Raw genomic sequence first — 14657 nt, 5'->3', positions numbered from 1 at the left:
GATCTCGTCGCAGAATCATGGCGCAATCCCTCAGTCGGTGAGGAGCTTCACCATCGCTACCACGCCGATGCACACGATCACGCCGCGCAGGATCGGGGCCGGCAGCCTGCGGCCCAGCCGCGCGCCGAGGAACCCGCCCGCCATCGAGCCCGTCGCCACCAGCAGCACCGCCGTCCAGTCCACGTCGGCGACGAGCGCGTACAGGATGGCGGCCGTGCCGTTGACCAGCACGACGAGCACGTTCTTGGCCGCGTTGACGCGCTGCAGCTCCTCGTCGATGAGGATGCCCATCAGGCCGATGAGCAGGATGCCCTGCCCGGCGCCGAAGTAGCCGCCGTACGCGCCGGCCGCCAGCGCGCCCAGCCAGAGCCAGGGGCCGCCGTGCGCGCGCCGGGGCCGGTCGACCAGCGCGCGGCTGAGCCGGGGCTGGATCACGACCAGCGCGCTGGAGATCGCGATGAGCACGACCACGACCGCGGTGAACGTGCTCTCCGGCAGGTTGAGCAGCAGCAACCCGCCCGTCAGCGCGCCGGCCACGGACGCGGGCGCCAGCCGGAGCAGCCGGTCGCGCTGGCCCTTCAGCTCCTCGCGGTAACCCGCGACACCGGTCAGCCCGCCGGGGACCAGCCCGATGTTGTTGGAGACGTTGGCCGTGATCGGCGGCAGGCCCACCGCGAGCAGCGTGGGGAACGTGATCAGCGATCCGGACCCGACGACGGTGTTGATGGCCCCGCCCGCGACGCCGGCCGCGAGCACCGCGACCATCTCCCAAGGTGTCATGCTGTGCGACTCTAGGGCATGTCTTATCTCGTAAGACGAATCGTATCGCTATGTGAGAACAGGGCCGGTGCTCTCCCCGGCCGCGAGCCGGGCCGTCGCGTCCTGGAACGAGGCGTAGGGTGGCTTTCCCTCTTAACCGTTACATAAGGACAGGAAGGGATGTTGACCTGCTGTGTGACCCAGCCTTACAGTCTGGCTGGCTTACCCGGTTTAGTTGGGAGTATTACGTGTACCGTGCGTTGCACGACGGCTGGACCCTGCGAGCAGACGGTGAGACCCCGCACGGGCCCGCCGCGATCCCGGCCGCCGTGCCGGGCAGCGTGCACACCGACCTGCTCGCCGCGGGTCTGATCGAGGACCCCTACCGCGACGACAACGAGACCCGGCTCGGCTGGATCGGCCGCACGGACTGGATCTACGAGACCGCCTTCGACTGGCACGACGACGGCCACGAGCGCACCGACCTCGTCTGCGAGGGCCTCGACACCGTCGCGACCGTCCGGCTGAACGGGCACGAGCTGGGCGGCACCGCCAACATGCACCGCACCTACCGGTTCCCGGTGCGCGAGCTGCTGCGCGAGGGCGGCAACCGGCTGGAGGTGCGCTTCCGCGCGCCCTACGGCTACGCCGAGGAGCAGCAGGCCCTGCACGGGGAGCGGCCGGGGCCGTACGACGAGCCGTACGCGTTCATCCGCAAGATGGCCTGCAACTTCGGCTGGGACTGGGGGCCGACGCTGGTGACCAGCGGCATCTGGCGGCCCATCGGCCTGAGCTCCTGGTCCGGCGCCCGCCTGGCCGAGGTGCGCCCGCTGGTGCGCGGCGACGGCGTGGACGTGCACGTACGCGTCGAGCGCACCGGGGACGCGCCGGTCACCGTCACCGCCGACGTGGCGGGCGTCAGCGTCGAGACCAAGCTGGAGCAGGGCCGGAGCGAGGCTGTGCTGCGCCTGGACGTGCCGCACGCCGAGCGGTGGTGGCCGCGCGGGCACGGCGCGCAGCCGCTCTACGCGCTCACCGTGCGCGCCGGCTCGGACGAGTGGCGGCGCGAGATCGGCTTCCGCACGGTCGAGCTGGACACCGACGCCTTCCGCCTGATCGTCAACGGCAAGCCGGTGTTCGTGCGCGGCTTCAACTGGATCCCCGACGACTGCTTCCCCGCCAGGGTCACCCCCGCCCGCCTGGCCGAGCGCTTCGAGCAGGCCGTCGGCACCGGCGCCAACGCGCTGCGCGTGTGGGGCGGCGGCGTGTACGAGTCGGAGGAGTTCTACGGCCTGGCCGACCGCCTGGGCCTGATGGTCTGGCAGGACTTCCCGTTCGCCTGCTCGGCCTACCCCGAGGAGGAGCCGTTCCGCTCGGAGGTGGCGGCCGAGGCACGCGACAACGTGGCCCGCCTGTCCGCCCACCCCAGCCTGGTGCTGTGGTGCGGCAACAACGAGAACATCGAGGGGCACCAGCACTGGGACTGGCGCGAGCCGCTGGGCGGCAGGAGCTGGGGCGCCGGGTTCTACTACGACCTGCTGCCGTCGGTCGTCGCCGAGCTGGACCCCACGCGGCCGTACTGGCCCGGGAGCCCGTACTCGGGCGCGCCCGACCGCGACGTGCGCGACCCCTCGACCGGGACCGTGCACATCTGGACCGTGTGGGGCGGCGACCTCGGCTACCAGCACTACGCCGACTACACGCCGCGTTTCGTGGCCGAGTTCGGCTACCAGGGGCCGCCGGCGTACGCCACGCTGCGCGCCGCCTCCTCCGACGAGCCGCTCACGCCGGACTCCTCGCACCAGAAGGCCCCCAGGGGGCAGGCCAAGCTGCTGAAGGGGCTGCGCGGGCACCTGCCGGAGCCGGGGACGTTCGACGACTGGCACTACTGGACGCAGCTCAACCAGGCCCGCGCGATGGCGTTCGGGGTGCAGCGGTTCAGGGCGCTGATGCCGTACTGCATGGGCACGGTCGTCTGGCAGCTCAACGACTGCTGGCCGGTCACGTCCTGGGCCGCCGTGGACGGCGCGGGCCGCAGGAAGCCCCTCTGGTACGCGCTGCGCCGCTCGTTCGCCGACCGGCTGATCACCCGGCTCGGCACCGAGGTCGTGCTGGTCAACGACACGGACGAGGAGTGGGCCGGCACGCTGGAGCTGGCCGCGCTCGACCTGTCGGGCCAGGCCCTGGCCGGGCGCGAGGAGCCGGTCACCGTGCCCGCCCGCGCGACCGTGCGCGTCAGCCCGCCCGAGGACCCGGGCGCCCGGCTGCTGACGGCCGGGCTGGGAGGCGAGCGGGTGGTGTTCGCGCTCGCTGAGGACCCGGACATGGGGTATCCGCGGGCCCGGGCCGCCGCCTTCACGGAACGGGAGCCGGGCGGGTACGCCGTCACCGTCACCGCCGGGACCGTCCTGCGCGACCTGGCGATCTTCCCCGACCGGCTCGACCCGGACGCCGGCGTGGACGACCAGCTCGTCACGCTGCTGCCGGGGGAGAGCGTGACCTTCCACGTCACGACGGACAAGGAGCTGGACCTGGCGGCGCTCACCTCGTACCCGGTGCTGCGCTGCGTCAACGACCGCCTGTTCCTGTAGCGGTCTCGCCGTCTCGGCGGCCTCGGCCAGGGCGTCCTTGGCCGAGGCCTGGCCGACCAGCACCGCCTGCACCACCGGCGTGGTCCTGCCTGTGGACGGAGGGCTGTCGATCGCCTCCCCGGTCGCCTGGCTCCGCCCCGATCTGCGCGCCCGCTTCCTGACCTGAGGAAAACCGCAGCCCGATCCGGGCACGCTCATCATTCCGGCGGCCTGGCCAGGAAACCTAGCGTTCCCTGTCATGAAGGGAAAGTTGTTCGACGTCCCCCGCCGCACGCTGGCAGGGGTTTCGGCCTTGCTGGCGCTGGCCGCCGTGATCGTGCTGACCGCCATGTCCAACAGCACCATGCAGCCGCTGCCCGTCTCGGCTCCGGCCACGGAGTTCAGCGCCGAGCGGGCCTTGCGACACCTGGAGGCGTTCGCCACCCGGCCCCGCCCCATCGGCAGCCAGGCCGGCGCGCAGGCCAGGGACTACCTGGTCGGGCAGTTGCGCGCGGCGGGGCTGGACGTGCGGGTGCAGCGGGCCGTGGGGGCGAACTCCTCGACGGGGCTGGCGGCGTTCGGGCAGGTGCACAACGTCGTGGCCACCCGCCGCGGCACCGATCCGACCGGGACGGTGGTGATCGCCGCGCACTACGACTCCGCCGCGATGGGCCCCGGCGCGTCGGACGACGCCGCGGCTGTGGCGGCGATGCTGGAGAGCGTACGGGCGCTGGGCGACACGAAGCTCCGCAACGATCTGGTGTTCCTGATGACGGACGGCGAGGAGGACGGCGTGCTCGGCGCCGAGGCGTTCGTCAGGGAGCATCCGCTCGGCGGCAAGGGCGGCGTGCTGCTGAACTGGGAGGCGCGCGGGGTCAGCGGGCCGTCGCTGATGTTCGAGACGTCGCGGGACAACGCCGGGCTGGTCGGGACGTTCGCCGGCGCCGTGCCGTACCCGCGGGGCGACTCCATGATGGTCGAGCTCTACCGGCTGCTGCCGAACAACACCGACTTCACGCCGATGACCGCGGCCGGGTTCATCGGCATGAACTTCGCCTACATCCAGGAGTCCTCGCGCTACCACACGGCCGACGACTCGCTCGCCCACCTGAACAGGGGCAGCCTCCAGCACCACGGGACGAACATGCTGGCCCTGGCCCGCACGCTCGGCGGCGCCGACCTGCCCGCGCTGGCAGCCGACCACGACGTCACCTACTTCCGGCTCTTCGGAGTCATGATCACCTACCCGAACGCGCTGGTGTGGCCGCTGGCCGGGCTCGCCGTGGCCGCGGTGGCCGGGCTGGGGCTGGTGGCGTGGCGGCGGCGGGTGGCCGGGCCGGTGCGGATGGTGGCCGGCGCGCTCTCGGCGGCCGTGCCGGTCGCGCTGGCGGTGGTGCTGGCGCAGGGGTTGTGGGAGGTGCTGGTGGCCATGCGGCCCGACTACTACGGGATGGGCGGGCTGCTGCACCGGCCCGACGCCTTCCGCGCGGCCGTCGCGGTGCTGGCCGGGCTGGCGGTGCTGGGCTGGTACCTGGTGCTGCGGCGCTGGGCCGGGCCCGCCGCGCCGGCCATCGGGGCGCTGGCCTGGCCGGCGCTGCTGGGCGTGGTGTGCGCGCAGGTCGCGCCGGGCGCCTCGTTCATGTTCGCGCTGCCCGCGCTGTGCGCCGCGCTCGGCGGCCTGGCCGCGCTGCTCCTTCGTCGTACGGTCTGGCGCGTGGTGGCGCTGACGGCCGGGCTCTTGGTGGGGGCGGCGTTGCTGCCCGGGCTGGCGCTGACGGCCTTTGACGGGATGGGGCTGGCGCTCGGCGGGGTGAGCGCGGCGGCGCTGGCGCTGTTCGCGCTGACCGCGCTGCCGGCCGTCGAGCTGTGGCTGCCGGAGCCGCGGCGGCCGGTCGGGCGGCCGGTGGCGTTCGGCGTGCCGCTGGCCGCCGCCGCCCTCGCGGTGGCGCTGGTGCCCGCCGGGCTGGCGCTGGACGGCTTCGACGCGGCCAACCCGAGGCGCACGCACCTGGCGTACGTGATGGACGCCGACACCAGGACGGCCGGTTGGGTCAGCGCCGACCTCGACCCGTCCGACTGGACGAAGAGGTACGTCTCGGGCCGCGACACCGCGTTCCTGCCGCCCGGCTACGCCCGCGGCGACCTGTGGACCGGCCGCGCGCCGGCGGTGGACGTGGACGGGCCGCGGGTCCGCGTGCTGCGCAAGGACGGCGACACCTACCGGCTGCGGGTCACCGCGGGCCGGGGCGCGCGCTCGCTCACGCTCCGCGTCGAGCGGCCGATCGCCGAGGCGACCGCGAAGGCCGAGGGCATGCGGGCCGTGACCGTGCCCGTCACCGGTACCCGCGCGAACACCTGGCCGGGCGAGGTGCGCTTCCGCGGGATCCCGGCGGGCGGCGCGGAGATCACCATACGGGTGGCGGGCGAGGCGAGGACGGCGGGCGAAGCAAGGACGGCGGGCGAAGCAAGGACGGCGGGCGAGGCCGGTGCGACGGGTACCGGCGAGGCCGGTGCGACTGGCGAGGCCGGCGCGACGGGCGCGGGCGAGCTCAGGGTGACGGCGATCGGCGAGCGGGACGGGTTCGCGGCCGTACCGGGGTTCACGCCGATGCCGCCGGGGCTGGTGGCCGCCACCCGCGAGGACGGCGGCCTGGTCGCGATCACCCGTACGTACCGGCTCTGAGCCGGGGCAGGGCCCGCTTGAGGATCTTGCCGGTGGGGCTCATCGGCAGCTCGTCCACGAACGACAGGTGACGGGGATACTTGTACGCCGCCACCCGCTCCCGTACGAAGTCGCGCAGCTCCTCGCCGGTCACCGGCGCGCGCAGGGCCACCACGGCCTCGATCTCCTCGCCCAGCCCGGGGTGCGGCACGCCGAACACGGCCGCCTGCCGCACCGCCGGGTGCTCGTAGAGCACCTCCTCGACCTCGCGCGGGTAGACGGTGTAGCCGCCGCGGATGATCACGTCGCGGCGGCGGTCCACCAGGAAGAAGTAGCCGTCGCCGTCCACCCGCCCGAGGTCGCCGGTGTGGAACCAGCCGTCGCGGATCACCTCGGCCGTGGCCGCGGGGTCGTTCCAGTACCCCTTCATCACGTTGGGGCCGCGCACCACGATCTCGCCGATCTCGCCGGTGGGCAGCTCGCGGCCGTCGTCGTCGACGACCTTCATCTCGACGCCCCTGATGGGCCAGCCGATCGAGCCCGGCCTGCGGTGCGAGCCGCCCCGGTTGGTCGCGGCGACGGGGGAGGTCTCGCTGAGCCCGTACCCCTCGACGATCTCGCAGCCGAACCTGGCCTCGTACGCCCGCAGCACGTCCAGCGGCAGCGCGGCCCCGCCGGAGGCGCAGACCCGCAGCATCGACATGTCGGAGGCGCCGGGATGGTCGAGCAGCGCGATGAACATGGTCGGCACGCCCTGGAAGACCGTCACCCCGTCCCGCCGGATGACCTCCAGGGCCCGTCCCGCGTCGAAGCGGCCCAGCAGGGTCAGCCGGGCGCCCGCGTGCACGGTCGCGTTGAGCGAGCAGGTCTGGCCGAAGGTGTGGTAGAGCGGCAGCGCGCCGAGCACCACGTCGTCCACGCCGAGCGCGTGCATGCGGGCCACGGTGGCGGCGTTGCCGCCCAGGTTGGCGTGGGTGAGCTCGATGCCCTTGGGGCGGCCGGTGGTGCCGGAGGTGTAGTGGACGACCGCGGTGTCGTCGGCCTCCATGTCGGCGATCTCGCGCTCGGCCGCGATGCCCCTCAGCAGGCGCCTGAACTCCCCCGGCACGACGAAGAAGCAGTCGGTGCCCGCCGAGCCCGCCTCCGCCGTCTCGGCGAAGGCGTGCCAGGCGATCAGCAGCCGCGCCCCGCAGTCCCCCAGGTAGGCGGCGATCTCGCGCCGCTTCAGCAGCGGGTCCAGCGGGACCACCACGGCCCCGACCCGCAGTACCCCGTAGTAGACGACGCCGAACTCCGGCACGTTCGGCAACATGATCGCGACCCGGTCGCCCGGGCCGATCCCGCGGCACCGCAGCAGGCCCGCCAGGCGGGCGCTCAGCTCGTCGAGGGTGCCGTAGGTGAGCTGCGCCTCGTCCAGCGTGAGAACCGCTCTGCCGCCGAGCCGGGCAGCGGCGGTGTGGAGCCGGTCAGCGAGGTTCATGGAATGACCGTACGTCCGAGATCCCACGGCTCTCATTGGTCGCGGCGGCCAGTCTTTCCCGCCCGGCATTGGTGGGCAGGGCATCATGCAGCGCGATGGCGACGAGCAACTCCACCAGATCGTTGATGGAGCGCAGGCTGCGTCCGGTGCGCTCCTGGATCCGGCGCATGCGGTACTGCGCGGTGTTCGGGTGGATCTGGAGGCGCTCCGCGGCGGTCCGCAGGTTCAGGTCCGCGGCGGCGAACGCCCTGATCGTGGCCGTCAGCACGCCGCCGCGCGCCCGGTCCTCCGACAGCAGGGACGTGATGCGCGGATCGACCAGGTTGCGGGCGGTCTCGTCGGCCTTGAGCGCCAGGTACTGGAAGGGCGTGATCCTGGGCAGCGCCGCCACGCCGCCCTCCTCGGGCACGAAGTCCAGCACGGCCCTGGCCTCCTGGTAGGCCTGCGGGATCTGCGCGGCTCCCGCCGCGACGGTGCTGACGCCCATGGCCAGCCTGACCCCCTCGACGGCCAGGCTCTCCACCACGCCCTGCAGCCGGTCGCACAGCTCCTCGGGCCCCGTGCCGGGGCCGAGCACGGGGATGGCGACGATCTCCGACCGGCGCACGACCGACAGCGTACGGGTGCCGTTCCCGGCGATCCTGGCGATGGCCGCGCACGCCGAATGCCTGGCGTCCTCGGGATCGGCCGCCGGCCCGGCCAGCACCGCGGTCACCACAAGCACCGGCGTGCGCACGTCCGGGCCCAGGCCGTGCGCCTGCGCCGCGGCCACCTCCCTGCCCCGCGTCGGCGCGCACCCGGCCAGCAGCGTCTCCAGCAGGTCGCGGGTCTCGCGCACCGCCTCCGCCGCCGCGTACTGCTGGAACTCCATGTACGCGTTCGCCGCGTGCGTGCTGGCGAAGTCGCAGTACCGCATCAGCGGGGTCGCCAGCGACAGCGCCGCCTCGCGCCCGGCGTAGGTGTGCCCGGCCCGCTCGACCACGGCCTCCCAGAACACCTGCTGCCCGACCCGGAAGGCGTTGATGTAGTCGGCCAGCGCCACGCCCGCCCTGGCCCGGCGCATGGCGGCGCGCCGGGTGAACGAGATGTCCTCGAACGTCACGGTCCGGTCCTCGAGGAGCACGCCCAGCTTGGCCCGGTAGTGCTTGACCACCTGGTCCCGTACGTCGGCGTGGAAGGCCGGGCCCTGGGCGTCGTAGGCGGGGATCTCCTCCCGCATCGTCGTGACCGCGACGTCGGCCAGCTCCTGGAGGTCGCCGAGCAACCCGGACAGGATGCGTGTGCGTTCCGCGCGTACGGCGGCTTCCACGGTGCTCGAACCAGTGGACATGCCGGGATGATCCATGGCCATCGCCGCACGGTCAACGGGTTGTAACCGGTATGAGACCCAGCCTGTGCTCAGAGGACAACTCGCCAGAAACATCTTGGGTCACCGTGCCCAATGCGGCCCTTGACGAGCGGCTCCTACGCTGAGCCCAACTTCAGAACATTGTTCTCCAGGAGGCCGGATGCTGGAGGTACACGATCTTACCGTTCGCTTCGGCGGCATCACCGCGCTGGACGGCGTGGGGTTCGGGGTGGCGGGCGGCGAGATGGTGGGGCTCATCGGGCCGAACGGCGCCGGCAAGACCACCCTGTTCAACTGCCTGACCCGCCGCTACACCCCACAGTCCGGGACGATCACGTACGAGGGCGAGGACCTGATCGCCGTGGCGCCGCACGCCATCGTCGGGCTCGGCATCGCCAGAACCTTCCAGAACCTGGGCCTGTTCCCCCGCCTGTCCGTACGTGACAACGTGCTGGTCGGCGCGCACCACAGGGGCCGCGCCGGCTTCTTCTCCGCCGGGCTGCGGCTGCCGGGGGTCAGCCGCGAGGAACGCGCGCTGCGCGCCGAGGCCGACGCCGTCCTGGAACGGCTGGGGCTGACCCAGGTGGCCGCGCACCCGGCGACCGGGCTGCCGTTCGGCACCCTCAAACGGGTCGAGCTCGCCCGCGCCCTCATCGCCCGCCCCCGGCTGCTGCTCCTCGACGAGCCGGTGAACGGGCTGAACGCGGCGGAGGTGGAGGAGTTCGCGGGCACGCTGGAGTCGATCCGCGCCGAGTACGGCCTGACGGTCATCGTGGTCGAGCACCACATGGGGTTCGTCATGGGCATCTGCGAGCGCATCGTCTGCCTCGACTTCGGCCGCAAGATCGCCGAAGGCCCGCCCGAAGAGGTCCAGCGCGACCCGGCCGTGATCGAGGCCTACCTGGGGACGGCGGCATGAGTGCGGACCTGGTGGTGGAGAACCTGGTGGCCGGCTACGGCGACGCGCAGGTGCTGCACGGGGTGGGCTTCACCGTCCGCGAGGGCGAGGTCTGCGCGATCCTGGGCCCCAACGGCGCCGGCAAGACCACGCTGCTGCGCGCCCTGTCCGGCATGGTCAGGACGCGCGGCACGGTCACGCTCGGCGGCGTCGCCCTGACCGGCCGCTCGCCCGACGCCGTCACCCGGCTCGGCGTCGCCCACGTGCCCGAGGGGCGCGGCACGTTCATGCCGCTGACCGTCGAGGAGAACCTCCGGCTCGGCGCGTACGTGCGGCGCGGCCCGGCCGTGAACGAGGACCTCGAACGCATCTACCAGTACTTCCCGGTCCTGAAGAAGCGGCTCAAGCAGGCCGCGGGCAGCCTCAGCGGCGGCGAGCAGCAGATGCTGGCCCTCGGCCGGGCCCTCATGCTGCGCCCCCGGGTGCTGCTGCTCGACGAGCCGTCGCTGGGCCTGGCCCCGCTCGTCACCCGGGAGCTGTTCCGCATCGTCCAGACCATCAACGAAGAGGAGCAGACCACCGTGGTCGTCGTCGAGCAGAACGCCCATCTCGCCCTGGGCGTCGCCCAGCAGGCGCACGTCCTGGAGACCGGGCGGATCGTGCTGTCGGGCACGGCCGAGGAGATCCGGGCCGACGAGCAGGTCGCCCAGTCCTACCTCGGGTACCGGGTGTAGCGCGATGGCCGGATTCCTGCAGCAGGTCGTCGAGGGGCTCGGCGCGGGCGCCATCTACGCCAGCCTGGCGCTGGCCCTGGTGCTGATCTACCAGTTCACCGGGATCGTCAACTTCGCCCAGGGCGAGCTGGCCATGTTCTCCACCTACATCGCCTGGCAGTGCGTGGCCGCCGGCATGCCGTTCTGGCTGGCGCTGGTGGTGACGCTGGTGGTGTCGTTCGCCGGCGGGATGCTCATCGAACGGGTCATCATCAGGCCGGTCGAGGGCGCGCCCGAGCTGACCATCGTGATCGTCACCGTCGGGCTGTTCATCTTCGTCAACGCCGCCGCCGGATGGATCTGGACGTTCCTCATCAAGGACTTCCCGAACCCGTTCCCCGGCGGCGCGCTGGAGGCGGTGGGGATCAGTGTGAGCTTCTCCACGCTGGGCGTGCTCGGCGTGGTGGCGCTGGTCATGGGGCTGCTGTACCTGCTCTTCCAGTACACCAAGATCGGGCTCGGCATGCGCGCCGTGGCCACGAACCCCGCCTCCGCCCGGCTGGTCGGCATCCGCGTGGGCCGCACGCTCGCGCTCGGCTGGGGCCTGGCCGCCACCGTGGGCGCCGTGTCCGGGGTGCTCGTGGCGCCGCTGCTGTTCCTGGAGCCCAACATGATGGGCGGCGTCCTCATCTACGCCTTCGCCGCCGCCACGCTCGGCGGCTTCGACAGCCCGCTCGGCGCGGTCGCCGGAGGGCTGATCGTGGGCGTCGCCGAGACGCTCGCCGGGGCCTACGTCGGCTTCATCGGGTCCGACCTCAAGGTGGGGGTGCCGCTGGTGATCATCCTCGGCGTGCTGCTGCTGCGGCCCCAGGGGCTCTTCGGACGGGCGGCGGTGGAGCGGGCATGAGCACGACGAAAGTGCAGGTCAAGCCGGTGCCCGTACGGGAGCGGCGCAAGCTCGACCGGCGGTGGGCGGGGCTCGGCCTGCTCCTGGCCGCCGCGATCTACGCGCCCTTCCAGCTCGTCCCCTTCCACGTCTTCCAGCTCACGATGGTGCTGGTGTACGCGGTGGCGCTGCTCGGGCTCAACCTCCTCGTCGGCCACGCGGGGCAGATCTCCCTCGGTCACGGCGCCTTCTTCGCCGTGGGCGCGTACGCCGCCGCCATCCTCATGGACCGGTGGGCGCTGCCGTACCCGCTGACCCTGCCCCTCGCGGCGGCGGTGGCGTTCGTGCTCGGCCTCGCGCTCGGCGTGCCGGCCATGCGGCTGCGCGGCCTGTACCTGGCGCTCGTGACGCTCGCCATCGCGATCTTCCTCGTCCCGCTGCTGAAGCGGTTCGAGGAGCTGACCGGCGGCTCCATGGGCCTGACGCTGGTCAAGCCCGCGCCGCCCGCGTGGAGCGGGCTGGCCGAGGACCAGTGGCTGTACTTCCTCACGCTGGCCGTCACCGTCGTGGCGTTCCTGCTGGCCGCCTCGCTGCTGCGCTCGCGGGTGGGCCGGGCGCTGCACGCCGTCAGGGACAACGAGACCGCGGCCGAGGTCATGGGGGTGCGGCTGTCGTTCTACAAGACGCTCGCGTTCGCCTGGAGCGCCATGTTCGCCGGCGCGGCGGGGTGTGTCTACACGTGGGTGATCGGGTTCGTCTCACCGGACTCCTTCACCGTGAACCTGTCGATCACCCTGCTGGCCGGCCTGGTCGTCGGCGGGCTCGGCTCGCTGTCCGGACCCGTGCTCGGCGGGTTGTTCGTCATGTTCGTGCCGAGCATCTCTCAGGACGTCAACGACGCGGCGCCCGGCGTCATCTTCGGCCTGCTGATCATCGCGGTGATGTACGTGGCCCCCACGGGGCTGGCCGGCCTGGCCGGGCGCTTGATCAAGAAGATTCCCCGGAAGGAGTAAGAGGGATGCGAGTTTCTGCGATCGGCTGCACGGCGCTGTTACTGCTCGCCGTCGCCGCCTGCGGAGGGCGCGACGCGGCCACCGGCGGCAACACGGGAGGCACGGCGGCAGCGGGCGGCCAGTGCGCGGGGCAACAGACCACCGGCATCACCGGCACGAGCATCAAGCTGGGCGGCATCTACCCGCTGTCCGGCCCCGCCTCCGCCTACGGGGACATCCCCAAGGGCATCAAGGCCTACTTCGACTACGTCAACGCCGAGAAGGGCGGCATCGGCGGGCGCAAGGTCGAGTTCGTCGTCCGCGACGACGGCTACCAGCCGCCCAAGGCCGTCGAGGAGGCCCGCAGGCTGGTGGAGCAGGAGCAGGTCTTCGCCCTGTTCCAGACGCTCGGCACCCCCTCCACCGCCGCCACCTGGGACTACACCAACCAGCGCAAGGTCCCGCAGGTCTTCGTGGCCACCGGCGCCTCCATCTGGGGCACCGACACCGCCCACCCGTGGACGATCGGCTGGCAGCCCAACTACATCTCCGAGGCCCGCGTCTACGCCGCCTACCTGAAGAGGGAGAAGCCCGAGGCCAAGGTCGCCGTCCTCTACCAGAACGACGACTTCGGCAAGGACCTGCTCGGCGGGTTCAAGCGAGCCCTGGAAGGCACCCAGGTCCAGGTGGTGGCCGAGCAGAGCTACGAGGTCTCCGACCCCAGCGTGGACCCGCAGATGCGCAACCTCGCCGAGTCGAAGGCCGACGTCTTCCTCAACATCACCACTCCGAAGTTCGGCTCGCAGGCGCTGGCCGCCGACGCCAAGAACACGAAGTGGAACCCGCTGCACATCGTCAACAACGTCGCCGCCTCGATCACGGTGCTCAAGCCGGTCGGGTTCGAGAACGTGCAGGGCGTCGTGTCGGCCACGTACTACAAGGACCCGAACGACCCGACGTGGGCGAACGACGCCGAGATGCAGCTCTACAAGCAGAAGATGCAGCAGTACGCGCCGGGGGCCGACGTCAACGTGCCGTACCACACCTTCGGGTGGGCGGCGGCCAGCAGCTTCCACAAGGCCATGGAGGCGGCCACGTGCCCGACCCGCGAGGGCCTGCGGGACTCCGTGCGCAACCTCAAGGGCGTGAAGGTGGACATGCTGCTGCCCGGGGTGACGCTGGACACCGGGCAGGGCGACGGGTTCCCGATCGAGTCGATGCAGCTCATGACGTTCAAGGGGGAGCGGTGGGAGCTGTTCGGCGACGTGATCGACACCCGCAAGGAGTTCGGCCCGCTGGGCGGCTGAGGGGCGGGAACGGGGACCTCGGGCTCAGGGCTTGATGGTCCCCGCCCGCACCAGCCAGTCGACCGCCTCGGAGACGGCCTCCAGCGAGGTGTACCGGGGCCGGTGCCCCAGCAGCCGCCCGGCCTTCTCCATGCTGCAGTGCGGGCTGTGCAGGATGTGGTCGTAGGTGACCTGCGCGTCGAACTCCGGCACCGTGCCCTTCCACTCCTCCCACGGCAGGAACGCCAGCCGGGCCTGCCTGCCGAACCATCCCGCCACCGCCTCGGCGAACCCGCGCAACGTCAGGGCGGTGGTGGCGACGGAGTGGAAGCTCTCCCCGACGGCCGCGGACGGGCTGGCCATGGCGTCCATGAACAGCCGCGCGACGTCGTCGGCATGCACGTGCTGCACGGTCTCCATGCCCAGGTTGGGCAGCGCGACCTCGCTGCCCTCGGCGAGCTTCTGGAACACCTCGGGGTTGACGTTCCCCGCCGGGTTCACCGGCACCCACCCCGGCCCGGTGATGTGCCCCGGATGGATGATCGTGACGGGGAACCCTTCGCGGTGGGCCCGATCGAGCAGGTGGGCCTCGATGGCCGCCTTCTGGATGCCGTACTCGCCGAACGGCGCCCGCTCGGCCGCCTCGGTCGTCGGGACCTGCGCGCTCGGCCCGTGCACCCAGATCGTCCCGCAGTGCAGGAAGTGCCGCACCCGCCCGGCCAGCGCGTCGGCGATCGCCCGGGCGCTGGTCTCGGTGAAGCAGATGAGGTCGATCACCACGTCGCCGCCGAGCTCGGCGATCCGCCGCCCGAAGGTGCCGTCCGCCTCCTCCGCCTCCCGGTCGGCGACCACGGTGGTGACGCGCTGCCAGGCACCGTGAGGTGTGTACGGCTCCCGCTTGCCCCGGCTCACGTTGACGACCTCATGCCCGGCCGCGACGAGGCGAGGGATGAGATACGTCCCGATGTGCCCGCTACCGCCAATCACCACAATCCGCATACGCCCAGCGTAGCCTCATCACCCGCGCCCGCCCTCGGACCTCACGGGGGGCAACCCCTGACCC

12 protein-coding genes are annotated in these 14657 nt (G+C 72.2%); 8 read left to right on the top strand and 4 right to left on the bottom strand.

Annotated elements, in window-relative coordinates:
* Positions 1-30: 30 nt before the first annotated feature.
* Positions 31-780: a sulfite exporter TauE/SafE family protein gene (locus AB0I79_RS34535; protein ID WP_357882223.1), complete on the bottom strand. Its 750-nt coding sequence runs from the start codon at positions 778-780 to the stop codon at positions 31-33.
* 227 nt (positions 781-1007) lie between these two features.
* Between AB0I79_RS34535 and AB0I79_RS34530 the strand changes: the two genes are divergently transcribed.
* The 3 genes from AB0I79_RS34530 (at position 1008) to AB0I79_RS34520 (ending at position 6012) form a co-directional block, all read left to right on the top strand.
* Positions 1008-3350 carry a glycoside hydrolase family 2 TIM barrel-domain containing protein gene (locus AB0I79_RS34530; protein WP_357882220.1) on the top strand — a complete coding sequence of 781 codons (2343 nt, stop codon included), beginning with the start codon at positions 1008-1010 and terminating at the stop codon, positions 3348-3350.
* A 37-nt stretch (positions 3351-3387) separates the two neighbouring features.
* Positions 3388-3516, top strand: a complete 129-nt coding sequence (locus tag AB0I79_RS34525) for a hypothetical protein (protein ID WP_357882217.1) — start codon at positions 3388-3390, stop codon at positions 3514-3516.
* A 72-nt stretch (positions 3517-3588) separates the two neighbouring features.
* A complete protein-coding gene (locus AB0I79_RS34520) occupies positions 3589-6012 on the top strand; it encodes a M20/M25/M40 family metallo-hydrolase (protein WP_357882214.1) in 2424 nt (807 codons plus the stop codon).
* Here the strand turns inward: AB0I79_RS34520 and AB0I79_RS34515 are convergent.
* Entirely contained in the window at positions 5990-7471 is a 1482-nt protein-coding gene (locus AB0I79_RS34515; RefSeq protein ID WP_357882211.1) for a long-chain fatty acid--CoA ligase, read from the bottom strand. The genes AB0I79_RS34520 and AB0I79_RS34515 overlap by 23 nt on opposite strands.
* Positions 7458-8801 carry a helix-turn-helix domain-containing protein gene (locus AB0I79_RS34510; RefSeq protein WP_357882208.1) on the bottom strand — a complete coding sequence of 448 codons (1344 nt, stop codon included), beginning with the start codon at positions 8799-8801 and terminating at the stop codon, positions 7458-7460. The genes AB0I79_RS34515 and AB0I79_RS34510 overlap by 14 nt, the downstream gene beginning before the upstream one ends.
* Positions 8802-8979: 178 nt before the next feature.
* Between AB0I79_RS34510 and AB0I79_RS34505 the strand changes: the two genes are divergently transcribed.
* From AB0I79_RS34505 to AB0I79_RS34485, 5 genes are read left to right on the top strand one after another with little or no spacing between them, the layout of a single operon-like run.
* The gene (locus AB0I79_RS34505) at positions 8980-9738 is read left to right on the top strand and encodes an ABC transporter ATP-binding protein (protein ID WP_357882205.1); all 759 of its coding nucleotides are present in this window, start codon (positions 8980-8982) and stop codon (positions 9736-9738) included.
* The gene (locus AB0I79_RS34500; RefSeq protein WP_357882202.1) at positions 9735-10451 is read left to right on the top strand and encodes an ABC transporter ATP-binding protein; all 717 of its coding nucleotides are present in this window, start codon (positions 9735-9737) and stop codon (positions 10449-10451) included. Before AB0I79_RS34505 ends, AB0I79_RS34500 begins: the two co-directional genes overlap by 4 nt.
* 4 nt (positions 10452-10455) lie before the next feature.
* Entirely contained in the window at positions 10456-11337 is an 882-nt protein-coding gene (locus tag AB0I79_RS34495) for a branched-chain amino acid ABC transporter permease (protein ID WP_357882199.1), read from the top strand.
* On the top strand, positions 11334-12329 hold the full coding sequence (locus AB0I79_RS34490; RefSeq protein WP_357882196.1) for a branched-chain amino acid ABC transporter permease: 996 nt from the start codon (positions 11334-11336) through the stop codon (positions 12327-12329). Before AB0I79_RS34495 ends, AB0I79_RS34490 begins: the two co-directional genes overlap by 4 nt.
* A gap of 5 nt (positions 12330-12334) precedes the next feature.
* Positions 12335-13615 (top strand): ABC transporter substrate-binding protein, encoded by a 1281-nt coding sequence (locus AB0I79_RS34485; RefSeq protein WP_357882193.1) that lies wholly within the window; start codon positions 12335-12337, stop codon positions 13613-13615.
* Between the two features lie 24 nt (positions 13616-13639).
* Here AB0I79_RS34485 and AB0I79_RS34480 read toward each other — a convergent pair whose 3' ends face one another.
* Positions 13640-14593, bottom strand: coding sequence for an NAD-dependent epimerase/dehydratase family protein (locus AB0I79_RS34480; protein WP_357882190.1), 954 nt, complete (start codon positions 14591-14593; stop codon positions 13640-13642).
* Positions 14594-14657 lie beyond the last annotated feature (64 nt).

Source organism: Nonomuraea sp. NPDC050202 (genome assembly GCF_040656115.1).
Classification (GTDB): Bacteria; Actinomycetota; Actinomycetes; order Streptosporangiales; family Streptosporangiaceae; genus Nonomuraea.
Note: the sequence above shows the minus strand (reverse complement) of the source record. Positions and strands in the feature narration are given on the sequence as shown.